Here is a 25,507-nt window from a genome sequence, read left to right as displayed (position 1 = left end):
GAGACACCCATCTTTCGGACCCCTCTCAGGTCTCGGGTGGTGGGGCGGGTGGGACCTGCTGCGCGCGGGCCGTCCGGTCGGCGGCCCCACCGCGATCTCTGCCGGGAAGCGCTCTCACGACAGGGTGGTAGGCCGATCCACTCCTGTCAAGAGAGCGCTCTCTCGCCCTCGGCCCCAGCGGTCGGCGCCGGCTGGGCTCAGCCGGTGCGCAGGCCCTCCAGCAGGGACCGGTCCCCGGTGACCCCGAGGGTGTCGAAGCTGATCCGGCCCCACAGCGCCAGCAGCAGGTCGCTGGCGGTCGCGGTGACCTGCACCCGGGCGTGGTGGTCCTCGTGCCCGAAGACGGTCGCCGTGTCCAGCAGGGCCACCCCCTCCCCGCGCAGCCGCAAATACCAGTCCTGCGCGGCGTCGGTGGCGGTTAGCTGCACCACCCCCTGCCACTGCCCCGGGGTGCGCCGCCGGCCGGCCGGCAGCCAGGTGTCCAGCACCTCGCCGACCCCGTCGGCGGCCAGCTTGGCCTCGATCGGGTCACCGGCGGCGATGGCGAGCTGCGCGTCCCACCGGTGCACCGCGGTCTCGTGCGCCATCCGGCGCGGCCAGAAACCCGCCTTCTTCGGCTGCGGTGCCCAGTTCCACGCCGGGGCCTCCGGGTCGAGACTGTCGAACAGGGTCATGAGCTGGTCGTACCCGTGCTGCCAGAGCTGGAGCGGGGTCACCCCGGCGGCGAGGTCGGCGACGTCCGGGCGGGCGGGCTGGTGCGTCTCGCCGGAGCCGGCGAAGGAGTGCACCCAGTGGTAGACGCCAGCGAGGTGCAGGGTCAGGTCGGCCACCGTCCAGCCGGGGCAGGACAGGACCGGTGTCTCGGGCGGCGCCTCGGCCACGGCCGCGGCGAAGGCCGGGCCGTCGACCCGGAGCGCACCGATCCAGAAGTCCTTCGTGGCGTGCAGTCTGCTCATCGCAATCCTCCCCGGGGGTGACCGGGCCACCAGTGGGTGCCGCGGCTACCCCTCAGCCTAGGGTGAAAGGCGTGTCAGACGTCTACGCCAAACCGACAACCGGTGCAGAACCCGTCGACCCGGCCGCACTGGCCGGATACACCACCCTCCGCCTCGGTGGCCCGGCGGCCCGGTTGGAGACCGCCACCAGCGCCGACGAACTCGTCCGGACGGTCCGCGAGGCGCACCGGCGCGACGAGCCGGTGCTCGTCCTCGCCGGCGGCAGCAACCTGGTCGTCGGGGACGCCGGCTTCCCCGGCACGGTCGTCCTGGTGCGGTCGCGGGGGCTCACGGTGGTCGCCGAGGACGCCGACACCGTCACCGTACGGGTCGAGGCCGGCGAGCCCTGGGACGCCCTCGTCGCCGCCACCGTCGCCAACGGCTGGTCCGGCCTGGAGTGCCTTTCCGGCATCCCCGGGTCGGCCGGCGCCACCCCCATCCAGAACGTCGGCGCGTACGGCCAGGAGGTCGCCGAGAGCATCACCGGCGTCCAGGTGTACGACCGCACCGACGGCAGCCTGTCCACCGTCGCGGCGGCGGACTGCGGCTTCGCGTACCGGGCCAGCATCTTCAAGTACAGCGACCGCTGGGTGGTGCTCTCGGTCGACTTCCGGTTGCACCGCTCGCCGCTGTCCGGTCCGGTGCGCTACGCCGAACTGGCCCGCTCGCTCGGCGTCGAGGTCGGCGACCGGGTGCCGCTGGCCGACGCCCGCGCGGCGGTGCTCACGCTGCGCGCCGGCAAGGGCATGGTGCTCGACCCCGCCGACCCGGACACCTGGTCGGTCGGCTCGTTCTTCACCAACCCGGTGCTCGACCGCGCCGGGTACGAGCTGCTGTGCGAGCGGGCGGCCGACATCGGGGAGCCGCCGTCCTGGCCCTGCCCGGGTGACCTGGTGAAGGTCAGCGCGGCCTGGCTGATCGACCGGGCCGGCTTCGCCAAGGGCCACCCCGGCCCCGGCGGCACGGCGATCTCCGGCAAGCACACCCTGGCTCTCACCAACCACCGCGGCACCGCCCGCACCGCCGACCTGATCGCCCTCGCCCGGGAGATCCGCGACGGCGTCCACACCCGCTTCGGCGTTCCCCTCCACCCCGAACCCGTCCTGGTCAACTGCACCCTCTGACAGCCGGATCAGGGGGCGACGGTGGACCAGGGGAGGGTGAGTTCGCCGAGCCGCCAGCGGCGGGGACGGTCGAGGACGGGCCAGCCGGTGGCCTTCAGGGTGGCGACGGCCGCCGTCCAGCGTTGGCGGGGGCCGAACGGGGCGTAGCCGGCGGCGGACTGCCAGGCGTCGGCCAGGGCGCGGATCAGGTCGTGGATCCGTTCGCCGGGCACGTTGCGGTGGATCAGCGCCTTGGGCAGCCGCTCGGCCAGCTCGGCGGGGCTCTCCAGGGTCGTCAGGCGGGCGGCCAGGGTGAGGGTGCGGGGGCCGTCCGCGTCGACCAGCAGCCAACTGCCCAGCCGGCCCAGCTCGTCGCAGGTCCCCTCGACCAGCGCTCCACCCGGGGCGAGCCGGTCGGTGACCGTCCGCCAGGCGTCGGCGACCTCGCCCTCGTCGTACTGCCGGAGCACGTTGAACGCCCGGACCAGGGTGGGGCGCAGCCCGGCCAGCTCGAAACCGCCCCGGGCGAAGGTCAGCCACGGCGGGTCGGCGGCCGGCCCGGCGGCGGCGACGCGTACCGGGTCGATCTCCAGCCCGACCACCCGGACGTCGGCGCGGACCCCGGCGGCCAACCGGCCCCGCAGCTCGACGGCGGTGACCGGGGTGGCGCCGTAACCGAGGTCCACCACCAGCGGGTCGGCCGCGGCGCGCAACCGGTCGCCGCAGCTCTCGACGATCCAGTTGTCGACCCGCCGGAGCCGGTTCGGGTTCGTCGTGCCCCGGGTGACCACGCCCACCGGCCGCCGCCGTGCGATCTCCGCCATCCGCGCCTCCGCGTGGGCCGCCCTCAACGCCATCCCCGTTCCCGGGTACGGGACTCGCCGGCCCCGCTCACCGGTGCCGCTTCACGGCCCGACCCGGTGCACCTTGTGCTGGGCGGCCTGGGCCAGCGGGCGGACCACCAGCCGGTCCACGTTGACGTGCGGGGGCCGGGTCGCGCACCAGGCGATGCAGTCGGCGACGTCCTCGGCGACCAGCGGCTCGGCCACGCCGGCGTAGGTGGCGTCGGCCTTGCCCGCGTCGCCGCCGAACCGGTTCAGGCCGAACTCCTCGGTCCGTACCATTCCCGGGTCGATCTCGATCACCCGGATCGGCCGGCCGCACAGCTCCAGCCGCAGCGTGCCCGTCAGGGCGGTCTGCGCGTGCTTGGCCGCGGTGTAGCCGCCGCCGCCCTCGTACACGGTGAACCCGGCGGTGGACGAGACCACCACGATGGTCCCGGCGCCGGACTGCGCCAACGCCGGCAGCAATGCCTTGGTGACCCGGAGCGTGCCGAGCACGTTGACGTCGTACATCCACTGCCAGTCGGCCACCGAGCCGGACTCCACCGGGTCCAGCCCGCGCGCGCCGCCGGCGTTGTTGACCAGCAGGGTGACCGGTCCGGGTGCCGCGGCGGCGGCCTCGGCCAGCCCGGCCACCGACTCGTCGGAGGTGACGTCGCAGGGCACGGAGGTGGCCGTGCCCCCGGCGGCCTCGATCTCGGCGACCAGCCCGGCGAGCCGGTCGGTGCGGCGGGCGGCGGCGAGCACGTGGAAACCCTCGGCGGCGAGCCGGCGGGCGGTGGCCGCACCGATCCCGCTGGACGCCCCGGTGACGATCGCGACAGAGGTCATCCGGCCATTGTCGCCCCCGTGCGAGGTCCCGCCCGGGGGGTCCGGTGATGAGGTCCGTCACGCCGGGCCCCCGGGGCCACGCATTTCCGATGCCCGATGGGGAAGATGACATCCGGCGTGGATGTTGACCGAGAAGCGCCGGTCGTGCGGGACGGCATCAACCGTGACAGAGGGAGCGGACGTGGCGGATCAGCACACCGGGGTCGGTCGTCAACGAGGTGCGCTGCCGTGGCCCCGGCCGCGCCGGATCGCCACCGTCTCCGTACACACCTCGCCGCTGCACCAGCCGGGCACCGGCGACGCCGGCGGCATGAACGTCTACGTCGTGGAGGTCGCCCGGCGGCTCGCCGAGGCGAACGTCGAGGTGGAGATCTTCACCCGGGCCACCTCCGGCGACCTGCCCCCGGTGGTGGAGATGGCCCCCGGCGTGCACGTCCGGCACGTCACCTCCGGTCCACTGGAGGGGCTGACCAAGGAGGAGCTGCCCGGCCAGCTCTGCGCCTTCACCGCCGGTGTGCTCCGCGCCGAGGCGGCCCGCCCGCCGGGCCACTACGACCTGATCCACTCGCACTACTGGCTCTCCGGTCAGGTCGGCTGGCTGGCCAAGGAGCGCTGGGGGGTGCCGCTGGTGCACACCGCGCACACCCTGGCGAAGGTGAAGAATTCCCAGCTCGCCGCCGGTGACCGGCCGGAGCCGAAGGCCCGGGTGATCGGTGAGGAACAGGTGGTCGCCGAGGCCGACCGGTTGGTGGCGAACACCCGGGTGGAGGCGGCCGACCTGGTCGGCCGCTACGAGGCCGACCCGGCCCGGGTCGCGGTCGTCGAGCCCGGCGTGGACCTGGACCGGTTCCGGCCGGCCGCCGGGGACCGGGCCGCCGCCACCCGCGCCGCCCGCCGCCGGTTGGGCCTGCCCACCGACGGGTACGTCGTCGCGTTCGTCGGCCGGATCCAGCCGCTGAAGGCCCCCGACGTGCTGGTCCGGGCGGTCGCCGCGCTGCGCGAACGGGATCCGGCCCTGGCCGACGAGCTGACCGTGGTGATCTGCGGCGGCCCGAGCGGCAGCGGGCTGGACCGGCCCACCTCGCTGATCGAACTGGCCGCCTCGCTGGGCGTCGCGGACCGGGTGCGCTTCCTGTCGCCGCGCACCGGGGACGACCTGCCGGCCCTCTACCGGGCCGCCGACCTGGTGGCGGTGCCCTCGCACAACGAGTCGTTCGGGCTGGTCGCGCTGGAGGCGCAGGCCTGCGGCACCCCGGTCGTCGCCGCCGCCGTGGGTGGCCTGGTCACCGCCGTCCGGGACCAGGTCAGCGGGGTGCTGGTGCACGGCCACGACCCCACCGACTGGGCCCGTACGCTGGCCCGGCTGCTCCCCGACCGGCAGGGCCGGGAGCGGTTGGCCCGGGGGGCCGCCCAACACGCCCGGCACTTCTCCTGGGAACGCACGGTCTCCGGCCTGCTCGCCGTGTACGGCGAGGCGGTCACCGAGCACCGGGAGCGGTTGGCGGCCCGGCTGGCCGGCGACCCGGCGCTCACCTGCTCCTGGTGACGGGGGCGGCGCAGCGCCGTCCGGTGCGCCCGCCGGCCCGGCCGTAGAGTGGGTGCGATGAGCGCGAAGAGCGACCTGGCGGCCCTGATCGAGTCGGTCTGCACCGAGCGGGAGCTGGACTGGGAGTCCACCGGAGAGGGCTCGTACGCGGTCACCCTGCCCGGCACGCACAAGCTCAAGACGATCTGCAACCTGATCGTCGGCGAGCACGCGCTGCGGGTCGAGGCGTTCGTCATGCGCCAGCCCGACGAGCGGCGCGAGGAGCTGTGGGCCTGGCTGCTCCAGCGCAACGCCCGGATGTACGGCGTCTCGTTCTCGATCGACGCGGTCGGGGACGTCTACCTCACCGGCCGGGTCAACCCGGCCGGTGTCGACGCCGACGAGCTGGACCGGCTGCTCGGGGCGGTGCTCAGCTACTCCGACGAGTCGTTCGACACGATGTTGGAGATCGGCTTCGGCAGCTCGATCCGGCGGGAGTGGGAGTGGCGGGTCAAGCGGGGCGAGTCCACCGCGAACCTCGCCGCCTTCGCCCACCTCTTCGAACCGTCCGCCGGAGGTTCGGACCGGTCCTGACGGGTATGCCGCACCGCTGCGGTGCGGCAGTGTTGGGACCCGCCGCAGGCCGAGGACGGACTGTCGAGGAGCGTGTCATGGCTCAGCGGAACAGCTCAGGTCGCGGCGCAACGGCGACCAGGACCAAGCGCCAGGCCGGCAACCAGACCCCGAACACGCCGGGAATCTCCGAGTCGGAGATCTCCCGGATGAAGGTCGACGACATCCGGGGGCAGCTCCGGCGCCGGGGTGTCGCGGGCATCTCCGCGCTGCGCAAGCCGGAACTGGTGAAGACGTTGGCGCGGTCGTTGCGCTCGGAAGGTCGGACGGGCAGCGCCGCGCGGCGCAGCACCGGACCGTCGGGGCGGGCGCCGGCGCGGAAGTCCGCCGGCACGTCGACCGGTGCCCGGAAGAGCACGTCGGCCCGGTCGAAGGCCGCGCCGGCCCCCGCCCGCAAAGCCACCCCGGCCCGCAAGGCCACGCCGGCCCGCAAGGCCGCGCCGGCCGCAGCCCGCCGGGCGGCGACCGCGCGGGCCAAGGCGGCACCGACCGCCGTCTCCCGGGCAAAGGTGACCTCCGCGTCACGCGCGAAGGCGACCTCCGCCTCCCGCGCGAAGGCGACCTCCGCCTCCCGCGCGAAGGCCACGCCGTCGACTCGTGCGAAGGCCACCTCCGCGTCGCGTGCGAAGGCGACGCCGTCGGCCCGTGCGAAGGCGACGCCGTCGGCCACCTCCGCGTCGCGTGCCAAGGCGAAGGCCGCGCCGGCGCGGGCCGCCGCGCGCCCGGGCGGGGTCCGGACCGGTCGGTCCACCTCCCGGTCGGTACGGTCCTCGCAGCTCATCTCGTCGCCGGCGGACCGCCCCGAGCGGCCCGGACGCAGCCTGGTCACCACCAACCACGAGGTGATCCAACGCTGGGCGGCGGCGCGGGGAGCCATGCCGGCCACCATCGCCGGCACCGAGCGGGACGGCCGGCCCGGCGTGCTCACCTTCGACATCCCGGGCTATCGGCAGAGCAGCCGGATCCAGAAGATCGGCTGGGACGACTGGTTCCGGACGTTCGACGCGCGCCGGCTGAATCTCATCTTCCAGGAGCAGCTACGGGACGGCCGGCAGAGCAACTTCTTCCGGACCGAGTCACCCGATCGGGAAGACGGCTGAGGTGTTTACGGGAATGGCTGCCGGGTAGCCGTGTGTTGGCAACCACGAGGCCCGGACCAGGGGTGCCGGAGCGGACTTCCGGTGTTGTTTGTGACCGGCGAGACAGCGCGCCAGGTTGAATCCGGAATCCGGGCGAACTAACTTTATTGCACCGCGCCACGTTCGGAAACGTTCGGGGGAGCGGCGGATCGATCAGATCCGTGCACCGGGCGAGGCGCAAGATCGGGTGGAGCACGCCGTTGGGGGACGGTGCCACCCGGGAACCGGCGGCGCGAGCGGGCGACGCTTACGGGGGTGAGGGTCGCCCGCCGCCGCCGGGCAAGCGGCAGAGCGCCCACCACGACCCACGGGTCGGGTGGGCGTTCTGCCGTTTCCGCATCCCGCTGCCGGCGGGCTGTCGGCGCGCCGGTCCGACCGAGCGTCGCGCTGACCGGTCCCGTCCGGGGGTACGCCGACTCAGTTCGGGCCGGTGAGGGTGGGCTCGGTCGGGCGGGGCGCGGTCCCGGAGGTGGCGGCGCGCAGCGCGGCCACCCGGCGTTCCCGGGGTGGGCCGGCGAGCAGGTGACCGCCCGCGGCGAGCAGCCCGAGGCCACCCACGACCAGCCAGTGCCCCGCCCCGAGGTACTGGAGGCTGACCCCGCCCAGTGTCGGCGCGACGAACGACGCCGCCGGGAAGGTCAGGTAGAACACCGACTGGTAGCGGGCCCGCAGGTCGGGCGGGGCCAGGTCGGCGTTGATCTGCGCGTTGGGCGGGGCGGCCAGCATCGAGCCGACCGTCCAGACCACCGCCGCGGTGAGGTAGACCGGTAGCCGGTCGGCGACGGCCAGTGCCCCGAAGCCCAGTGCCAGCAGTCCGGTGGAGAGCGCCAGCACCCGGTCGCGGCGGTGCCGGTCGATCAGGCGGGGGACGAAGAGTTGCCCCAGCACGATCAGCGCGCCGCCGAGCGCCACCACCAGGCCGTACGCCGAGGGGCCCAGGCCGTCCGCCCGCATCGCCAGCGGCATGATCGTCGAGGTCTGCATGGTGAGCACCGCGAGGACGAAGGTCAGCCCGACGAAGACCAGGAAGGTCCGATCGGTCAGCGCGGTGTGCAGCCCGGGCCGCCGCCGTACCGGGTCGGGACGGAGGGCCGCCGACAGCGGCGGGCGGGTGAGGGTCTCGGGCACCTTCGCGGCGATGACCAGGGTGGTGGTGAGGGTGGCGGCGGCATCCACCAGGAAGAGGGCCACGAAACTCGCCTCGGCGAGCAGGCCGGCCAGCAGCGAGGCCACCGCCATGCCGAGGTTGAACGCCCAGAACTGGAGGTTGAACGCCCGGGACCGGCGGTGCGCGGGGACCACGTCGACGATCGCCGCCACGAACGCCGGACTGGGCATCGAGTGCACCACGCCGACCAGCGCGGCGAGGACGGCGATCACCGCCAGGTGCCGGCTGAACGCCAGCGCCACCATCAGCCCGGCCGCGCCGACGTGCGCCGCGAGCAGGGTGGCCCGCCGCCCCCAGCGGTCCGCCAGCACCCCGCCGAGCAGCACCCCCACCGCCCCACCGGCCCCGTACGCACCGACCACCGTCCCGGCCAGTGCGGGGCTCGCCCCGCGGGCGTCGGTCAGGTAGAGCGACAGGAAGAGCATCGCGAAGGCGCCGGCCCGGTTGATCAGCAGCCCGGCCCAGAGGTACCAGAAGGTGGCGGGCAGACCACCGGCCGTGTCGTCCCACCAGCGCCGTACGCTCCGCACCCGTCCTCCAGGAAGGTTTGTTCACCGATCCGCCCCCAGACCGTAGGGAGCCGCGCCGAACGACGCCAGCGTGTTTGGTGGGTCACCGGGTTTCGGCGCCCCGGCCGGTCACCGGCATCGGCCCGATCGCCTCGGACGGGCATCGGCTTCGGGCCGGGTGGCGGGGTGGCGCTCCGAAGAGGCCGACCGGTGTGGAGTCCGCGCCCCCCGCCCCGCCCCCGGGGTGAGGCGGGGGGTGGGTGGGCGTACTCAGGCGGGGGTGCGGGCCGGGACCGGCTCGGCCGGTGCGGTCGCCGCGGCCTCGGCCGCCTGCGGTGCCGGGTGCTGGCCGGCGATGACCGGTACGACCGGTTCCGTGCGGGGCTGGAGCTGGGTCGCCCGCCGTTCCCGGGCCGGGCCGGAGACGAGGTGGGCCACCGCCGTCACGCCGCCGATCGCGGCGCAGCCCAGCCAGAGGGCGGCGTTGCCGGCATGCTCGCGGACCACGCCGCCGAGGATCGGGGCGACCGCGCCGGCGACCTGCCAGGAGAGCGAGAAGACCCCCTGGTAGCGACCGCGCATCTCGGCCGGGGAGAGTTCGGCGATCAGGGTGGCGTTGGACGGGGAGCTGAGCATCTCGCCGAGCGTCCAGATCAGCACGGTGAGCCCGAAGAACCAGACCGCGTCGGCGAACGCGGTCAGCCCGAAGCCGACCCCCATCACCACCGAGGCGAGGGCGAGCACGTGCGACCGGCTCCGGCCCCGGATCAGCCGGGGGACGAAGAGCTGGCCCACCACGATCAGCACCCCGTTGAGCGCGATCACCGAGCCGTAGGTGGCCGGGGACAGGCCGGCGTCGCCCATCGCGATCGGCAGCATCGAGATGTGCTGGAGGAAGACCATCGCGGCGAACAGGTTGAGCACCACGAAGCCCAGGAAGATCCGGTCGGTGGCGATGGTGCGCAGCGCGCCCCGGGGGGCGGGGCCGCCCCTGGCGGCGACCACGGCGGAGGCGCGTCGGGTCTCGCCGACCCGGATGAAGACGATCAGCGCGGTGACCAGGGTGGTGGCCGCGTCGACCACGAAGAGCAGCAGGAAGCCCGCCTGGGCGGCGAATCCGGCGAGCACGGCGGCGCAGGCGAAGCCCAGGTTGATCGCCCAGTAGTTCAGCGAGAACGCGCGCAGCCGGTCCTTCTCCGGCACCACGTCGATCATCATGGCCCCGAACACCGGCCGGGCCGCCTCGGCGAACGTGCCGAGCAGCAGCGCGCCCACCGCCACCGCCCAGAGCGGCCGGGCGAAGCCGAGCGAGAGCATCATGGTGGCTGCCCCGACGTGTGCGGTGAACAGGGTGGGACGCCGTCCCCAGCGGTCGGTGAGGATGCCGCCCACGGTGGTGCCGACCGCCCCGCCGACGCCCCAGAGGCCGATCACCAGGCCGGCCTGGGCGGCGGAGAAGCCCCGTTCCCTGGTCAGGTAGATGGCGAGGAAGACCAGCACGAACGAGCCGAGCCGGTTGATCAGGGTGCCGGTCCAGAGATACCAGAAGGCCCTCGGTAGTCCACCCGTGGTGTCCCGGAACCAGCCCTGTACCGTCCGCACGCCCGCGCCCCCACTCCAGTAATGACCAATCTCCATGCAGCGCCTTACAACCTAGTTCCGGGGCCGGACGGCGGTCATCGGCTTTTCCACGTGGTGGTCGTCACCACCACTGCCCGCGTGTCCACCGGCGGTGTGCGGCAGGATGATCGGCATGACTGCGAGCGAGGGGCCCACCATCGGGACGCTGGTCCTGCTGCGGCACGGCGAGAGCGACTGGAACGCGAAGAACCTCTTCACCGGCTGGGTCGACGTCGACCTGACCGCCAAGGGCGAGGGGGAGGCGCGGCGCGGCGGCGAGCTGCTGCGCGAGCACAGCCTGCTGCCCGACGTGGTGCACACCAGCGTGATGCGCCGGGCGATCCGCACCGCCGAGTTGGCGCTCAACGCCGCCGACCGGCACTGGATCGCGGTGCGCCGGTCATGGCGGCTCAACGAGCGGCACTACGGCGCCCTACAGGGCAAGAACAAGAAGCAGACCCTGGACGAGTACGGCGAGGAGCAGTTCATGCTCTGGCGCCGGTCGTACGACACGCCGCCGCCGCCGATCGCCGACGACGACGAGTGGTCGCAGGTCGGCGACCCCCGGTACGCGCTGCTGCCCACCGAGCTGATGCCGCGCACCGAGTGCCTCAAGGACGTCGTCGACCGGATGCTGCCCTACTGGTACGACTCGATCGTGCCGGACATCCTGGCCGGCCGGACGGTGCTGGTGGCCGCGCACGGCAACTCGCTGCGCGCTCTGGTCAAGCACCTCGACCAGATCAGCGACGAGGCGATCGCCAAGCTGAACATCCCCACCGGCATCCCGCTGCGCTACGACCTCGACCCGCAGCTACGCCCGCTCAGCCTGGGCGGGACGTACCTCGACCCGACCGCCGCCAAGGAGGCCGCCGCCGCGGTCGCCAACCAGGGCCGCTGACGGACCGGACAGGCCCCGGTCCACCCGGACCGGGGCCTTCGTCACGCCCGGGTCAGCTCGCCGTGGGGGCGGTCTCCCCGGTGATCAGGTAGACCACCCGCTCGCCGGCGTTCACCGCGTGGTCGGCGAACCGCTCGTAGAAGCGGCCGAGCAGGGTGGCGTCGATCGCGGTCTCCACCCCGTACGGCCAGTCGTCGCCGAGCAGCACGCCGAAGAGGCTCTTGTGCAGGTCGTCCATCACGTCGTCGTCGCGGTCCAGCTCGGCGGCGATGTCGGCGTCGGGGCTGGCCAGCACCTTGCCGATCTTCTCGGCCATCCGGTCGGCGACCGCGGCCATGTCGGTGAAGACCGGCCGCAGTTCGGCCGGCACGGCCGGCGACGGGTGCCGGCGCAGCGCGGTCTTCGCCACGTGGTCGGCGAGGTCGCCCATCCGCTCCAGGTCGGCGGCGACGTGCAGGGCGGTGACCATCGCCCGCAGGTCGGAGGCGACCGGCGCCTGCCGGGCGAGAAGGTCGCAGACCCGCTCCTCGACGTGCTGGTAGAGGTCGTCGATCTCGGCGTCCCGCGCGATCACGGCCTCGGACGCCTCGCGGTCGGCGGTGAGCAGGCCGCGGGTGGCCTGGCGCATCGCGGCACGCACCCCCTCCGCCATGTCCACCAGCAGTTGGCTGACAATCTGCAGGTCGGCCCGGAACTCGTCGCGCATCGTCACTTCCTGGGTTCGGTGGCCGCCGGCGGCCCAACGACCGCCGGCGTACGGGTTGAGCAGGTGCGCGACCCACCGTAGGCGCGGGGGACGGACCCGAGGTGCACCCGGGTGAACGACGCGGGGCCCAGGGGTGAATTTCTCCGGAAGCGAGAGTGATTCGTCCACTTTTGGGCGATAGCCAGGTTAACAATGACCCTACGATCGCCGGGTGGAATGGGCGGTGGCGATCGTGGTGGCCGTGGCCCTGGTGACCGGACTGGTCGCCGGGCTGCTGCTGTCGCGTCCTGTCCATCACCGGCGGCGCCGACCGGCGTCGCCCGGGGGCGAGGGCTCCCGGTGGAGTATGGGGAGGCGCACGATTCCCGACGACCAGTCCGGCGGGCTCTCCGGGCTCGGCCGCAAGACCATCGACTCGCTCCGTGCCGGCGTCGTCGTGCTCGGCCCGGACGACGTGCCGGTCCTGGTGAACCCCGCCGCCCGGGCGATGGGACTGCTCCGTACCGGCACCACCCCCGGCTCCATCGCCGCCCACCCGCTGATCCGTACCCTGGCCGGGCAGGTCCGGCGGACCGGGGTGCGGCGCGAGATCGAGTTGGACCTGCCGCGTGGCCGCGACAACGCCGGGGAGAACCCGCTCGGGGTGCACCTGCGGGCGATGGGGCTCGGCGGCGGCTACATCTCCGTCGAGGCGGCCGACGTCACCGAGTCGCACCGGCTGGCCCGGGTCCGCCGCGACTTCGTGGCCAACGTCAGCCACGAACTGAAGACCCCGATCGGGGCGCTGCAACTGCTGGCCGAGGCCCTGGTCGACGCCACCGAGCCGGCCGGCGGGGCACCGGACCTCTCCGAGGACATGCTGGCCGCCCGGCGCTTCGCCGAGCGGATCCAGCACGAGTCGACCCGGCTGGGCCGGCTCGTGCAGGAGCTGCTGGAGCTGACCCGGCTCCAGGGCGCCGAGCCGCAGCCGGCCCCGGAGCCGGTCGGGGTGGACTGGGTGATCGCCGAGGTGCTCGACCGGACCCGTACCTCCGCCACCGCCCGCCGGATCCAGGTGGTGACCGAGGGGGAGAAGGGGCTGACCGTGTACGGCAGCGACAGCCAGCTCGCCACCGCGGTGTCCAACCTCGTCGAGAACGCGATCAACTACTCCGCCGAGGACACCACCGTCCAGGTGACCACCCGGGCGGACGACGGGCACGTGATGGTCTCCGTGACCGACCAGGGCATCGGGATCGCCCCGACCGACGTCGACCGGATCTTCGAACGGTTCTACCGGGCCGACCAGGCCCGGTCCCGCGCCACCGGTGGCACCGGCCTCGGCCTGGCTATCGTCAAACACATCGCCAGCAACCATGGCGGTCGGGTGGAGGTGTCGAGCACTCTGGGAGGGGGCTCGACGTTCACCCTCCGGCTACCCGCCAGCCCCCCGGACGACCTGGAGACGATACCGCCGTCGGCTGGTATCGAGCCCGGCCCGGCCGAGCTCCGGCAGGTCTGACCGCTAGGAAAGGAAACACCCGTTGAGCCGCGTTCTGGTGGTCGAGGACGAGGAGTCGTTCTCCGACGCCCTGTCGTACATGCTCCGCAAGGAGGGCTTCGAGGTGTCCGTCGCCGCGACGGGCACCTCCGCCCTCACCGAGTTCGACCGGACCGGCGCGGACATCGTGCTGCTCGACCTGATGCTCCCGGAGATGTCCGGGACGGAGGTCTGCCGGCAGTTGCGGCAGCGCTCGCACGTGCCGATCATCATGGTGACCGCGCGGGACAGCGAGATCGACAAGGTGGTCGGGCTGGAGATCGGCGCCGACGACTACGTGACCAAGCCGTACTCGCCCCGCGAACTGGTGGCCCGGATCCGGGCCGTGCTGCGCCGGCAGAGCCCCGAGGTGACCGAGTCGGGCGCGCCGACCCTGGCCGCCGGCCCGGTCCGGATGGACATCGAGCGGCACGTGGTGACCGTCGACGGGGCGGCGGTGCAGCTCCCGCTCAAGGAGTTCGAGCTGCTGGAGCTGCTGCTGCGCAACGCCGGCCGGGTGCTCACCCGCGGTCAGCTCATCGACCGGGTCTGGGGCGCCGACTACGTCGGCGACACCAAGACGCTGGACGTGCACGTCAAGCGGCTGCGCTCGAAGATCGAGCCGGAGCCGTCCGCGCCGCGCTTCATCGTCACCGTGCGCGGCCTGGGCTACAAGTTCGAGCCGTAGGCCGTCAGGCCCGCCAGCGGTAGCGTCGCTCCGGGCGACCCGCCACGCCGTACCGCAGCCCGACCTCGGCCCGGCTGGTGTCGGCGAAGTGCTCCAGGTAGCGGCGGGCGCTGACCCGGGAGATCCCCACCCGGTCGGCGCACTCGCTGGCGGAGAGGGTGCCGTCGTGCTCGCGCAGGGACCGCTCGACCAGCTCCGCCGTCTCCGGACTGAGGCCACGCGGCAGGGCCTGGGCGCCGACCGCGCCGGTGCGGGAGAGCACCCGGTCCACGTCGGCCTGGTCGGCCACGGTGGTGGCGCGCAGCGCGTTGCGCCGGGCGGCGTACTGCTCCAGTCGGGTCCGTAGCTCGTCGAAGCCGAACGGCTTGAGCAGGTAGTTGACCGCGCCGTAGCGGACCGCCCGGCGGACCGCCTCGGCCTCCCGGGCGGCGCTGATCACCAGCACGTCGCAGTCGTGCCGGGCGGCCCGCAGCCGGGTCACGACGTCCAGGCCGAACATGTCGGGCAGGTAGAGGTCGAGCAGGACCAGGTCGGGGCGGAGCTCGTCGACCGCGGCGACGGCCTGCTCGCCGGTGCTCGCCGTGCCGACCACCCGGAACCCGTCGACCCGCTCCACGAACCCGCGGTGGATCCGGGCCACCATGAAGTCGTCGTCGACCACCAGAACGTCGATCACCGGACCCCCTCCAGTGTCCCGGTCGCCGACATCCGGGCGGTGAACATCGCCCCCTCGTCCGTGTTCGTCACGGCGACCTCGCCACCCCGACGGTGGCAGACCAGCCGGGTCAGCGCCAGCCCGATGCCGCGTTCGCCGCCCCGGGCGGCCTTGGTGGTGAAGCCGTGGGTGAACACCTCCTGGGCCAGTTCCGGGGCCACACCCGGCCCGGAGTCGCGGACCACGATCTCCACCGACGAGGCGTCCTGGCGCAGCTCGACCTCCACCCAGGCGGGCCGCTCCACCGGGCCGCCGTCCGCCGGGTCCATGGCCGCCCCACCGTCACCGGCCGCCGGATCGTGGCCGGTGGCCACCGCCTCGACGGCGTTGTCGACCAGGTTCCCGAGCACCGTGGCGACGTCCACGGCGACCTCCGGGGGCAGCCGGTCCAGCCCGGTCCGCTCCGAGACCCGCAGCTCCACCCGCCGCTCCGCCGCCACCGCGGACTTCGCCATCAGCAGCGCGGCCACCGCCGTGTCGTGGATCCGGCTGGTCACCGTGAGGTCCAGCGACGCCCGGTGGCGGCTCAGCGCGTCGACGTAGCGGACCACCTCGTCGTGCTCGCCGATCTGGATCAGGCCGGAGATGGTGTGCAACTGGTTGGCGAACTCGTGGGTCTGCGCGCGCAGCAGCTCGGTGGTGCTGCGGAACGAGCCGATCTCCTGCTCCAGCCGGGCTAGTTCGGTGCGGTCCCGCAGGGTGGTCACCGAGCCGAGCCGGCGGCCGTGCGTGCTGACCGTCATCCGGTTCATCACCAGCACCCGGCCGCCCCGGACGACCACCTCGTCCCGCGCCTGCTGGCCGCCGTCGACGCCGGCCAGCACGTCCCGCAGCCGGCCGGAGATGCGCAGGTCGGCCAGGGTACGGCCGAGACAGTGCTCGGGCAGGTCGAGCAGCCGCCGGCCGACGGAGTTGACCAGGGTGACCCGTTGCTGCGGGTCGAGCGCGATGACCCCCTCGGCGATGCCGTGCAGCAGCGCCTCCCGGTGCTCGGCCAGCCCGGCGATCTCCCGGGGCTCCAGCCCCAGGGTCTGCCGCTTGATCCGCCGGGCCAGCAGCCAGGAGCCGGCCACCCCGAGCAGGCTGGCGATACCCAGGTAGGTGAACAGGTACGACGACGCCCCGACCAGCCGTTCCGACCAGGTCGGGGCGGCCTCGCCGATCATCACCACACCGAGGTGCTGGCCGAGGTTGTCCTCCTCGGCGCCCAGCACCGGCACCTGGGCCACCAACTCCCGGGAACCACCGACGGCCAGCTCACCGGACCAGCTCCGACCCCCGGCCACCCCGGGATCGCCGAGCGGGAGCGGGCTGCCCACCAGGGTGGGGTCGGTGGAGCTGACCACCCGGCCCCGGGCGTCGGCCACGGTCACCGAGGTCACCCCGGACTGGGTGAGCGCGTTCTGCACCAGCGGGGCGACCAGCTCGGCCGGTGCCGGGCGGTTGAGCCGGTCGCGGAGCAGGGGGTTGCCGGCGAGCTGCTCGCCGAGGGCGGCCACCCGCCGTCCCTCGACCCGGTTGAAGGTGGCCGCGGACTGGGCCAGCGAGACGGCGGCGACCGCCACCAACACGACCACGATGATCGCGAGCTGGAGCACCAGTAGCTGCCCGGCCAGGGTGCGGCGGGGCGTGACCACGACCACAAAGACCTCAATTTCCGCTGGTGACAGAAGGCAGACGCGGTGCCTGCCCGGGGTCCATCATCTTGCCGCCGGACTCCTTCGAAACGGAAGAGAAACAAGATGGCAACTCGGAGAAACCTGCTGGTCGTCGGCGTCGCCGCCGCCACGGCGCTGGCCCTGGGCGCCTGCGGCGCCACCGCGGAGAAGAACGAGGGCTCGTCCGGCGGTGACGGCAAACCGGCCACCGGACTGCGGATCATGGTCCCGAACACCCCGGGCGGCGGGTACGACACCACGGCCCGCACCGCCGCGAAGGTGATGGAGGACGCCAAGATCGCCACTGGGGTGCAGGTGTTCAACCTGCCCGGTGCGGGCGGCACCGTCGGCCTCCAGCGTACGGTGAACGAGAAGGGCAACGGCAAGCTCGCCATGCAGATGGGGCTGGGCGTGGTCGGTGCCTCGTACACCTCCAAGTCGTCCGCGACGCTGACCCAGACCACCCCGCTGGCCAAGCTGATCGAGGAGGCCGGCGCCATCGTGGTGCCGAAGAACTCCCCGTACCAGACGATCCAGGACCTGGTCACCGCCTGGAAGGCCAACCCGAAGGCGATCGCCGTCGGCGGCGGCTCGTCGCCCGGCGGCCCGGACCACCTGCTGCCGATGCAGCTCGCGAAGACCGTCGGCATCGACCCCCGCCAGGTCAACTTCGTCTCGTACGACGGCGGCGGCGAGCTGCTGCCGGCCGTGCTCGGCGGGAAGGTCGCCTTCGGCGCCAGCGGCTTCGGCGAGTTCCTCGACCAGGTGGAGGCCGGTCAGATCCGGGTCCTCGCGGTCACCAGCGAGGCGCCGATCGAGGCGCTCAAGGACGTGCCGACGCTGAAGTCCGCCGGCATCGACCTGGTCTTCACCAACTGGCGGGGCATCGTCGCGCCGCCCGGCATCAGCGACGCCGACAAGCAGGTCTGGATCGACGTGCTGACGAAGATGCACGAGTCGGCGGAGTGGAAGGCCGAACTGACCAAGCGGGGCTGGACCGACGCGTTCATCACCGGTGACCAGTTCGCCACCTTCCTCACCGAACAGGACAGGTCCGTGGCCGACCTGCTCAAGCAGCTCGGACTGGCATGACCGGCAGGACGACCCGACCCGGGTTGGGCGGCGACCCGCCGTCCAGCCCGGCGGCGCCGACAGTGCCGGAACAGGCGGCGACGCCGGACCGGGAGCAGGGCGGCCAACCCCCGGCCGGGCCCGCCCCGGTCGCGGATCCGCCGGCCGCCGACCCGACGGGGCAGCCCGTCGGGTCGGCGGCACCCGCCGCGACCGCCACGCCGGAGCCCGACGCCGGGGCGGCCGAGGAGCGTACCCCCTCATCGCCGGAGCCGGCGGCGGTCGGGACGGACCCGGCCACCCCGTCCGACCCGGCGCCGGCCCCCCGGCCGGACCGCGCCCAGTACGGCGTCTGCGCCTTCCTGGCCCTGGTCGGCGGCCTGGTCATCGCCGACGCGGCGCGCACCGGTCACGCGATCAGCAGCGCCGACCCGATCGGCCCGAAGCCGGTGCCGATCCTGCTCGGCGTGCTGCTGCTGATCGTCGCCGCGATCTACGCGGTGGACGTGGCCCGGGGCGGCGCGGGTGAGCCGGAGGCCGGCGAGGACGTCGACCTGACCAGCCCGATCGACTGGCGGACGGTGCTGCTGCTGATCGGCGCGTTCCTGGTCAACGCGGTGCTGATCGAGCGGCTCGGCTGGGTGATCAGCGGGACGCTGCTCTTCTGGGGCTCCGCGTTCGCGCTCGGCAACCGGCACTACGTCCGCAACCTGCTGATCGCCGTCGCGCTGTCGCTGGTCACCTTCTACACCTTCGCCATCGGGCTCGGCGTCAACCTGCCCGCCGGCGTGCTGCAAGGAATCCTGTGATGGACAACCTCGGAAACCTGCTCGACGGGTTCGCCAACGTGGTGACCCCGATGAACCTGCTGATCGCGCTGCTCGGCGTCACCATCGGCACCGCCGTCGGCGTGCTGCCCGGCATCGGCCCGGCGATGACCGTGGCGCTGCTGCTGCCGGTCACCTACGGGATGGAGCCCACCCAGGCGTTCATCATGTTCGCCGGCATCTTCTACGGCGGCATGTACGGCGGCTCGACCACCTCGATCCTGCTCAACACCCCCGGCGAGTCGTCGTCGGTGGTGACCGCGATCGAGGGCAACAAGATGGCCAAGGCCGGCCGCGCCGCGCAGGCCCTGGCCACCGCCGCGATCGGCTCGTTCGTCGCCGGCACCATCGCCACCCTGCTGCTGGTGGTGGTCACCCCGCCGGTGGTGTCCTTCGCGATCAGCCTGGGCGCGCCCGACTACTTCGCGCTGATGCTGCTGTCGTTCGTGGCGGTCACCGCCGTGCTCGGCGCGTCCCGGGTACGCGGCTTCGCCTCGCTGCTGATCGGCCTGGTCATCGGCATGGTCGGCATCGACACGGTGAGCGGCCAGCAGCGGCTCACCCTGGGCGTCCCGCAGCTCGCCGACGGCATCGACGTGGTCGTGGTGGCGGTCGGCATCTTCGCCGTCGGCGAGGCGCTCTGGATCGCCGCCCACCTGCGCCGCCGGGCCGCCGAGGTGATCCCGGTCGGCCGGCCGTGGATGGGCCGGGAGGACTGGAAGCGGTCCTGGAAGCCGTGGCTGCGCGGCACCGCGTACGGGTTCCCGTTCGGGGCGCTGCCGGCGGGCGGGGCGGAGATCCCCACCTTCCTGTCGTACGCGACGGAGAAGAAGCTGACGAAGCACCCGGAGGAGTTCGGCCGGGGCGCGATCGAGGGGGTGGCCGGCCCGGAGGCGGCGAACAACGCCTCCGCCGCCGGCACGCTGGTGCCGATGCTCGCCATCGGACTGCCCACCAACGCCACCGCCGCGGTGATGCTCGCCGCCTTCCAGCAGTACGGCATCCAGCCCGGCCCGCTGCTCTTCGAGCGGGAGTCCGGCCTGGTCTGGACGCTGATCGCCAGCCTCTTCGTGGGCAACCTGCTGCTGCTGGTGCTCAACCTGCCGCTCGCCCCCGCCTGGGCGCGGCTGCTGCGGATCCCGCGCCCCTACCTCTACGCCGGGATCCTCTTCTTCGCCTCGATGGGCGCGTACGCCGTCAACGCCTCGCCGTTCGATCTGTTCCTGCTGCTCACCCTCGGCCTGCTCGGCTTCGGGATGCGGCGGTTCGGGCTGCCGATCCTGCCGCTGATCGTCGGGGTGATCCTCGGCCCGCGTGCGGAGCTCCAGGGCCGGCGGGCGTTGCAGCTCTCCGGCGGTGAGCTGCACGGGCTGGTCGGCGGCTGGGTGTCCTGGACGATCTACGCGGCGATCGTGGTGGTGCTGCTCTGGCCGGTGATCGGGCGGTTCGTGGTCCGCCCGCTGCGGGGAAGGTTGGTGACCGGATGACGATCCTGGTGGGGTACGTGCCCTCGCCGCTGGGCGAGGCGGCGCTGCGCGCCGCCGTGGAGCAGGCCCGGTTCCGCGACGAGCCGGTGCTGGTGGTGAACACCTCGCGCGGTGACGCGTACGTCGACCCGCGTTTCGCCCAGGAGCCCGACCTGGACCGGGTGACCCGCGAGCTGACCGCCGCCGGGGTGCCGCACACGGTCCGGCAACTGGTGCGGGGCCGGGACGCGGCCGAGGAGATCACCGAGATCGTCGAGGCGGAGGACGTGTCGCTGGTGGTGATCGGGATCCGGCACCGCACCGCGGTCGGCAAACTGATCATGGGCTCGACGGCACAGGAGATCCTGCTCCGGGTGCCCTGCCCGGTGCTCGCGGTGAAGGTCGACTGAGTGCGCCCCGGGGAGCGGGGAGTCCCCGGGCGCGCCCAGGTCGGCCTGCTGCTGACGCACACCGTCGTGGTGCAGGCGGTGACCTTCGTGCTGCGGCCGGCGTCCGCGTACCGGGCGCTGGAGCTGGACGTGCCGCCGGCCTGGCTGGGTGTGCTCGGGGCCAGCTTCGCGGTGGTGCCGCTGGTGCTGGCCGTCCCCGCCGGCCACGCCGTCGACCGGCTCGGCGAGCGCCGGATCGTACTGGCCGGGTCGGGGCTGCTCGCCGTCGCCGGTCTCGGTTACGTGCTGCTCGCCGACACGGTCGCCGGGCTGGTGGCGGCCAGCATGCTGCTCGGCACCGGGCACCTCTGCGCGGTGGTGGGGCAGCAGGCCCTGGTCGCCAACCGCACCCCGGCGGACCGCTACGACGCCGCGTTCGGCTACTACACGTTCGCCGCCTCGTTGGGTCAGGCGTGCGGTCCCGGCCTGATCGTGGTCTTCGGCGGGGACCACCCCATCCCCGACACCGGGGCGATCTTCCTGGGCGCCGCCGCGTTCGCCGTGCCGCTGCTGGCCGCGGCGGCGTTCCTGCGCCCGTCCGGACACCACCGGACGGCGGCCGGCGCGGCGGCCGGCGGGATGCGGGACCTGCTCCGTCAGCCGGGTCTGCTGCGCGCCCTCACGGTGAGCTGCGTGGTCCTGGCGGCGGTCGACATCACCCTGGTCTACCTGCCCGCCCTCGGTGCGGAACGCGGCATCGCGGCCGGCACGATCGGGCTGCTGCTCGGGCTGCGGGCGGTCGCCTCGATGGCGTCCCGGCTGCTGCTCGGCCGGCTCGTCGCCGCCGTCGGCCGGCGCCGCCTGCTGATCGGCACCGTGGTCCTCGCCGCGGCCGGTCTGGCGCTGCTGCTGCCGCCCCTGCCGCTGTGGGCGATGGCCGTCGTGGTCACCGTCGCCGGGCTGGGCCTGGGCGCCGGCCAGCCGTTGACCATGTCGTTCCTCGCCGAGTCCGCCCCGGCCGGGCTGCGGGGCCGGGCGATGTCGCTCCGGCTCACCGGCAACCGGCTCGGGCAGGTGTTGATCCCCAGCGCGGCCGGCGTGCTGGCGGCCGGCGCCGGGGCGGCCGGCGTGCTCGCCTGCACGGCGGCCGGGCTGGCCGGGGCGGCCGTCGCCGCGACCGGCCTGCACCGGCCGCCCGCCACCGACCCGTCATCCTGACCGAGAGGAAAGAACCATGCCCGACAGCACCGCCGACCTCTACGACCGGCACGGCGACGCGCTCGGCTCGTGCGACACCCAGCTAGGCCAGTTCGGGGGCGTCACCGCCTTCGCCGGTCCAGCCGTCACCGTCCGCTGCTTCCAGGACAACGCCCTGGTCAAGTCGATCGTCGCCGAACCCGGCGAGGGTCGGGTGCTGGTGGTCGACGGCGGCGGGTCGGTGCACACCGCGCTGATGGGTGACCTGATCGCCGGCGCCGCGGCGCGCAACGGCTGGGCCGGCGTGGTGATCAACGGTGCGGTCCGCGACGTCGCGGCGCTCCGTACCCTGCCGATCGGCATCAAGGCGCTCGGCAGCAACCCCCGCAAGAGCGCCAAGACGGGCGCGGGGGAGCGGGACGTCGAGGTGACGTTCGGCAACTGCGTCTTCACCCCGGGCGCGACGGTGTGCTGCGACGACGACGGGGTGGTCGTGCTCGCCGGGCAGGGGTAGCCCCCGCCGGGCCGTTCCCGCCCGGTCAGCCCTCGCTGGCCGGGTGGGGGGCGATCTGGCCCTGCCGCAGCCGGGCCGCGCACAGCCCGGCCAGCTCCGCGTACGCGGGGGCGCCGATCAGCGCGGTCAACTCCGGGCCGTAGGAGAGGTACATCGGTTCGGCGCCGACGTGCGCGTCGGTGGAGGAGGTGCACCACCAGTCCAGGTCGTGCCCGCCGGAGCCCCAGCCCCGCCGGTCGAACTCCGACAGGGTGGAGACCAGCACCCTGGTGTCGTCGGGCCGGGTGGTCCACTCCTGCTCCCGACGGACCGGCAACTGCCAGCAGACGTCCGGCTTGTACTCCAGCGGGTGCACCCCGTCGCGCAGCGCCTGGCCGTGCAGGGCGCAGCCGCCCCCGCCGGGGAAGTCGGCGTCGTTGAGGAAGACGCAGGGGGCGTTCTCGCCCTGGGTGGCGGTGCGCCGGGCCGGGTTCTTGCCGTCGATCGTGTCGGTCTCGGTCCAGTTCCGGAAGCCCCGACGGTGGTGCTGCCAGGTCTGCGGGGTGAGCTTCCGGACGGCGGCGCGTACCCGCTTCTCGTCGTCGGCGTCAGTGAAGAAGGCCCCGTGCGAGCAGCAGCCGTCGGCGGCCCGGCCGGCGACGATGCCGTGGCAGCCCTTGCCGAAGACGCACGTCCAGCGGGACAGCAGCCAGGTCAGATCGGCGCGGACCAGGTGCCGCTCGTCGGCCGGGTCGACGAACTCGATCCACTCGCGGGGGAAGTCCAGCCCCACCTCCCGGCTGCGGGGGTCGCCGGGGTCGTCCACCAGCACGCGCAGTTCCATCTGGCCCGTCACCCGGACCAGCGTACGCGCGGCCCGTCCCGTGGGCCGGCGAGCCGGGAAAACGGGTTGGCCCTAGGGTCGTCTCATGCGGCTGGGTGTCCTCGACGTCGGTTCCAACACCGTGCACCTGTTGGTGGTCGACGCCCACCACGGTGCGCATCCCTGGCCGGCGCACTCCGAGAAGGTGGTGCTGCGGCTCGCCGAGCAGATCGGGCCGGACGGCGCGATCACCGAGGCCGGTGCCGACGGGCTGGTCAAGGCGGTCGGGATGGCCCGTACCGCGGCCACCGCGCTGGCCGTCGACGACCTGCTGGCCTTCGCGACCAGCGCGGTCCGCGACGCCACCAACGCGGCCGACGTGCTGGCCCGGGTCCGGGACACCACCGGCGTACGCCTGGAGGTGCTCTCCGGCGCGGACGAGGCGCGGGCGACCTTCCTGGCGGTCCGGCGGTGGTTCGGCTGGTCGGCGGGGCGGCTGCTGGCGATGGACATCGGCGGCGGGTCGCTGGAGTTGGCCGCCGGTATCGACGAGGACCCGGACGTGGCGGTGTCGTTGCCGCTGGGCGCCGGCCGGCTGAGCCGGCAACGGCTGCGCGTCGACCCGTCGGGACTGGCCCCGCCGTCGGCCGAGGCGGTGGAAGAGCTGCGGGAGTACGTCGACGCGCAGCTCGACCCGGTGGCGGAGAAGTTGACCGAGGTGGGCTGGGAGCGCCCGGTCGCCACCTCGAAGACGTTCCGGACGCTGGCCCGGCTGGCCGGGGCGGCACCCTCCTCGGCCGGCCTGTGGTCCCGGCGCAGCCTCACCCGGACCGGGCTGCGGCAGGTGCTCGGCTTCATCCGGCACATCCCGCCGGCCCAGCTTCCGGAGCTGGAGGGGGTGAGCGCGGGTCGGGCCCACCAGTTGCTGGCCGGCGCGGTGGTGGCCGAGGCGGTGCTGCGCCGGCTCGACGTGCCGGCGGTGGACGTCTGCCCGTGGGCGCTGCGTGAGGGCGTCATCCTCAGACGGTTGGATCAGCTCCAACCGATGTGACGTACGCCGGTCGTTCCGGGGGGTTTGGGGCTTCTCGTCCTGAAGTGGGGTGGTGGACCCGGCTACCCTGAGGGTTGTGACTTCCCGCGTCCCGGTGCTCCTCTCCAGTTCCTCGGTCTTCCCTGAGCGGACCGCGGCTGCCTTCCAGCTCGCCGCCGAACTCGGCTACGACGGCGTCGAGGTGATGGTCTGGACCGATGCCGTCAGCCAGGACGCCGGCGCGCTGCGCGGCCTGGCCGAGCACTACGGCGTTCCGGTGCTCTCGGTGCACGCCCCCTGCCTGCTGGTCACCCAGCGGGTGTGGAGCCCCGACCCGTGGCAGCGGCTGCGCAAGGCCGCCGAGCTGGCCGAGACCCTGGCGGCGCCGACGGTCGTGGTGCACCCGCCGTTCACCTGGCAGCGGGACTACGCCCGGAACTTCGCCGACGGGCTGGACACGGTCGCCGGGCAGTTCGGCGGGCTGCGGTTCGCGGTGGAGAACATGTACCCGGTGCGGATGGCCGGCCGGCAGTTCGTCCCGTACGCGCCGGGCTGGGACCCGACCGAGACCGATTACGCCTCCTACACGCTCGACCTGTCGCACTGCGCCGCGTCGCACACCGACTCGCTGGAGATGGCCGACCGGATGGGCGCCAACCTGGCCCACGTGCACCTCGGCGACGGCACCGGCGAGGGCCGCGACGAGCATCTGGTGCCCGGCCGAGGCACCCAGCCCTGCGCCGAACTGCTCCGCTCGTTGGCCGGCCGTGGCTTCACCGGCTCGGTCGCCGTCGAGGTGACCACCCGGGGCGCCCGGAGCCGCGCCGTCCGCGAGGCCGACCTCCGCGAGGCCCTGGCCTTCGCCCGCGCCAACCTCACCGCCCCCTCCCCCCTAAACGCCTGACCCCACCCACCCCCCAACCCCACCCCCCCACCCCCACCCACCTCGCCGCCCCACCGTCCCCCCGCCTCGGTGATCAAGAGGTTTACGTCAGATCACCGGCGATGGATGACACAAACCTCTTGATCAACCCTGCGGGGTGGGGGTGAGGGTGAGGGTGAGGGGGGTAGGGCGGGTTAGGGGACTGGGGTGAGGGTTTGGGTGGGGGGTGTGGGTTGCTCGACGGCGGCGCGTTTGCGGGCGCGGTGGGCGGCGACGTGGGAGCGGGTGGCGCAGCGCTCCGAGCAGAACCGGCGGCAGCAGTTGGACGAGGTGTCCAGGTAGACGTTGCCGCAGCGTTCGTCGGCGCAGACGCCGAACCGGGCGCTGCCGTACTCGCAGAGCCACACCGACAGGCCCCACACCGCGCCGGCCAGGTATTCGGCGCTGACCGAGGCGCCCCGGCTGGTCACGTGCATGTGCCAGTCGCTGGAGTCGTGACCGGAGATGCGCGGCTGCACGGGGAACGCCTCCAGCATGGCGTTCAGCTCGGCCACCGCCTGGATGTCCCGCCCCGAGGTGCCGAACTCGAAGACGTCGCGCAGCCGCTTCTGTGCCCGTCGGAAGATTGCCAGGTCCCGCTCGGCGACCTCGTCGCGCATCCACGCGTTGTCGTCCGGGAAGAGGGCCCGCAGGTCGTCGAGGTCGTCCAGGCGGGCGTTGACGAGGTCAACCCCGGTCCGGGCGTACGCGTCGAAGTTCACGACACCAACGGTAGA

At 73.6% G+C, this 25,507-nt stretch carries 25 protein-coding genes; 15 read left to right on the top strand and 10 right to left on the bottom strand.

Features of this window, described 5'->3' with window-relative positions; all coding sequences use genetic code 11:
- Positions 1-197: 197 nt before the first annotated feature.
- Positions 198-956, bottom strand: coding sequence for a maleylpyruvate isomerase family mycothiol-dependent enzyme (locus ACIQG9_RS07350; RefSeq protein WP_400399035.1), 759 nt, complete (start codon positions 954-956; stop codon positions 198-200).
- Positions 957-1,027: 71 nt separating this feature from the next.
- Here ACIQG9_RS07350 and ACIQG9_RS07345 point away from each other — a divergent pair, with 71 nt between their 5' ends.
- On the top strand, positions 1,028-2,119 hold the full coding sequence (locus ACIQG9_RS07345) for a UDP-N-acetylmuramate dehydrogenase (RefSeq protein ID WP_400399034.1): 1,092 nt from the start codon (positions 1,028-1,030) through the stop codon (positions 2,117-2,119).
- An 8-nt stretch (positions 2,120-2,127) separates the two neighbouring features.
- Here ACIQG9_RS07345 and ACIQG9_RS07340 read toward each other — a convergent pair whose 3' ends face one another.
- Complete coding sequence (locus ACIQG9_RS07340; protein ID WP_400399033.1) at positions 2,128-2,922, bottom strand: class I SAM-dependent methyltransferase; 795 nt, start codon at positions 2,920-2,922, stop codon at positions 2,128-2,130.
- An 81-nt stretch (positions 2,923-3,003) separates the two neighbouring features.
- Positions 3,004-3,771, bottom strand: coding sequence for an SDR family oxidoreductase (locus ACIQG9_RS07335; RefSeq protein ID WP_400399032.1), 768 nt, complete (start codon positions 3,769-3,771; stop codon positions 3,004-3,006).
- A gap of 181 nt (positions 3,772-3,952) precedes the next feature.
- On the opposite strand from ACIQG9_RS07335, the gene mshA reads away from it, so the two are divergent.
- The 3 genes from mshA to ACIQG9_RS07320 all read left to right on the top strand — a co-directional run bounded on the left by mshA (position 3,953) and on the right by ACIQG9_RS07320 (position 7,029).
- The gene (gene mshA, locus ACIQG9_RS07330; protein WP_400399031.1) at positions 3,953-5,317 is read left to right on the top strand and encodes a D-inositol-3-phosphate glycosyltransferase; all 1,365 of its coding nucleotides are present in this window, start codon (positions 3,953-3,955) and stop codon (positions 5,315-5,317) included.
- 57 nt (positions 5,318-5,374) lie between these two features.
- Positions 5,375-5,890, top strand: a complete 516-nt coding sequence (locus ACIQG9_RS07325) for a YbjN domain-containing protein (protein ID WP_400399030.1) — start codon at positions 5,375-5,377, stop codon at positions 5,888-5,890.
- Between the two features lie 548 nt (positions 5,891-6,438).
- The gene (locus ACIQG9_RS07320; RefSeq protein ID WP_400399285.1) at positions 6,439-7,029 is read left to right on the top strand and encodes a hypothetical protein; all 591 of its coding nucleotides are present in this window, start codon (positions 6,439-6,441) and stop codon (positions 7,027-7,029) included.
- Between the two features lie 456 nt (positions 7,030-7,485).
- On the opposite strand, the gene ACIQG9_RS07315 is transcribed toward ACIQG9_RS07320, so the two are convergent.
- A complete protein-coding gene (locus ACIQG9_RS07315) occupies positions 7,486-8,766 on the bottom strand; it encodes an MFS transporter (RefSeq protein WP_400399029.1) in 1,281 nt (426 codons plus the stop codon).
- A gap of 249 nt (positions 8,767-9,015) precedes the next feature.
- On the bottom strand, positions 9,016-10,347 hold the full coding sequence (locus ACIQG9_RS07310; RefSeq protein ID WP_400399028.1) for an MDR family MFS transporter: 1,332 nt from the start codon (positions 10,345-10,347) through the stop codon (positions 9,016-9,018).
- A gap of 151 nt (positions 10,348-10,498) precedes the next feature.
- On the opposite strand from ACIQG9_RS07310, the gene ACIQG9_RS07305 reads away from it, so the two are divergent.
- Entirely contained in the window at positions 10,499-11,266 is a 768-nt protein-coding gene (locus ACIQG9_RS07305; RefSeq protein ID WP_400399027.1) for a phosphoglyceromutase, read from the top strand.
- Positions 11,267-11,318: 52 nt separating this feature from the next.
- On the opposite strand, the gene phoU is transcribed toward ACIQG9_RS07305, so the two are convergent.
- Positions 11,319-11,972 (bottom strand): phosphate signaling complex protein PhoU, encoded by a 654-nt coding sequence (phoU, locus tag ACIQG9_RS07300; protein ID WP_400399026.1) that lies wholly within the window; start codon positions 11,970-11,972, stop codon positions 11,319-11,321.
- A gap of 232 nt (positions 11,973-12,204) precedes the next feature.
- Between phoU and ACIQG9_RS07295 the strand changes: the two genes are divergently transcribed.
- Together ACIQG9_RS07295 and ACIQG9_RS07290 are read left to right on the top strand one after the other, a co-directional pair.
- The gene (locus ACIQG9_RS07295) at positions 12,205-13,473 is read left to right on the top strand and encodes a sensor histidine kinase (protein ID WP_400399283.1); all 1,269 of its coding nucleotides are present in this window, start codon (positions 12,205-12,207) and stop codon (positions 13,471-13,473) included.
- A gap of 22 nt (positions 13,474-13,495) precedes the next feature.
- Positions 13,496-14,179: a response regulator transcription factor gene (locus ACIQG9_RS07290; protein WP_067314784.1), complete on the top strand. Its 684-nt coding sequence runs from the start codon at positions 13,496-13,498 to the stop codon at positions 14,177-14,179.
- A gap of 4 nt (positions 14,180-14,183) precedes the next feature.
- Here the strand turns inward: ACIQG9_RS07290 and ACIQG9_RS07285 are convergent, their stop codons facing one another.
- Entirely contained in the window at positions 14,184-14,855 is a 672-nt protein-coding gene (locus ACIQG9_RS07285) for a response regulator (protein WP_400399025.1), read from the bottom strand.
- Positions 14,852-16,531 (bottom strand): ATP-binding protein, encoded by a 1,680-nt coding sequence (locus ACIQG9_RS07280; protein ID WP_400399024.1) that lies wholly within the window; start codon positions 16,529-16,531, stop codon positions 14,852-14,854. The genes ACIQG9_RS07285 and ACIQG9_RS07280 overlap by 4 nt, the downstream gene beginning before the upstream one ends.
- A gap of 105 nt (positions 16,532-16,636) precedes the next feature.
- Here ACIQG9_RS07280 and ACIQG9_RS07275 point away from each other — a divergent pair, with 105 nt between their 5' ends.
- From ACIQG9_RS07275 to rraA, 6 genes are read left to right on the top strand one after another with little or no spacing between them, the layout of a single operon-like run.
- On the top strand, positions 16,637-17,644 hold the full coding sequence (locus ACIQG9_RS07275; protein ID WP_400399023.1) for a Bug family tripartite tricarboxylate transporter substrate binding protein: 1,008 nt from the start codon (positions 16,637-16,639) through the stop codon (positions 17,642-17,644).
- Positions 17,641-18,432: a tripartite tricarboxylate transporter TctB family protein gene (locus ACIQG9_RS07270; RefSeq protein ID WP_400399022.1), complete on the top strand. Its 792-nt coding sequence runs from the start codon at positions 17,641-17,643 to the stop codon at positions 18,430-18,432. The genes ACIQG9_RS07275 and ACIQG9_RS07270 overlap by 4 nt, the downstream gene beginning before the upstream one ends.
- The gene (locus ACIQG9_RS07265) at positions 18,432-19,937 is read left to right on the top strand and encodes a tripartite tricarboxylate transporter permease (RefSeq protein WP_400399021.1); all 1,506 of its coding nucleotides are present in this window, start codon (positions 18,432-18,434) and stop codon (positions 19,935-19,937) included. Before ACIQG9_RS07270 ends, ACIQG9_RS07265 begins: the two co-directional genes overlap by 1 nt.
- Positions 19,934-20,326, top strand: coding sequence for a universal stress protein (locus ACIQG9_RS07260; RefSeq protein WP_400399020.1), 393 nt, complete (start codon positions 19,934-19,936; stop codon positions 20,324-20,326). Before ACIQG9_RS07265 ends, ACIQG9_RS07260 begins: the two co-directional genes overlap by 4 nt.
- A complete protein-coding gene (locus ACIQG9_RS07255) occupies positions 20,327-21,523 on the top strand; it encodes an MFS transporter (RefSeq protein ID WP_400399019.1) in 1,197 nt (398 codons plus the stop codon). It begins immediately after the preceding gene.
- 16 nt (positions 21,524-21,539) lie between these two features.
- Positions 21,540-22,016, top strand: coding sequence for a ribonuclease E activity regulator RraA (gene rraA, locus ACIQG9_RS07250; RefSeq protein WP_400399018.1), 477 nt, complete (start codon positions 21,540-21,542; stop codon positions 22,014-22,016).
- A gap of 25 nt (positions 22,017-22,041) precedes the next feature.
- Here rraA and ACIQG9_RS07245 read toward each other — a convergent pair whose 3' ends face one another.
- A complete protein-coding gene (locus ACIQG9_RS07245) occupies positions 22,042-22,851 on the bottom strand; it encodes a hypothetical protein (RefSeq protein WP_400399017.1) in 810 nt (269 codons plus the stop codon).
- Positions 22,852-22,924: 73 nt separating this feature from the next.
- On the opposite strand from ACIQG9_RS07245, the gene ACIQG9_RS07240 reads away from it, so the two are divergent.
- Positions 22,925-23,869 (top strand): Ppx/GppA phosphatase family protein, encoded by a 945-nt coding sequence (locus ACIQG9_RS07240; RefSeq protein WP_400399016.1) that lies wholly within the window; start codon positions 22,925-22,927, stop codon positions 23,867-23,869.
- A gap of 76 nt (positions 23,870-23,945) precedes the next feature.
- Positions 23,946-24,752 (top strand): sugar phosphate isomerase/epimerase family protein, encoded by an 807-nt coding sequence (locus ACIQG9_RS07235; RefSeq protein ID WP_400399015.1) that lies wholly within the window; start codon positions 23,946-23,948, stop codon positions 24,750-24,752.
- 173 nt (positions 24,753-24,925) lie between these two features.
- Here ACIQG9_RS07235 and ACIQG9_RS07230 read toward each other — a convergent pair whose 3' ends face one another.
- A complete protein-coding gene (locus tag ACIQG9_RS07230; protein WP_400399014.1) occupies positions 24,926-25,492 on the bottom strand; it encodes a CGNR zinc finger domain-containing protein in 567 nt (188 codons plus the stop codon).
- Positions 25,493-25,507: the final 15 nt, after the last annotated feature.

Source organism: Micromonospora sp. NPDC092111 (genome assembly GCF_044755745.1).
Taxonomy (GTDB): Bacteria; Actinomycetota; Actinomycetes; order Mycobacteriales; family Micromonosporaceae; genus Micromonospora.
Note: the sequence above shows the minus strand (reverse complement) of the source record. Positions and strands in the feature narration are given on the sequence as shown.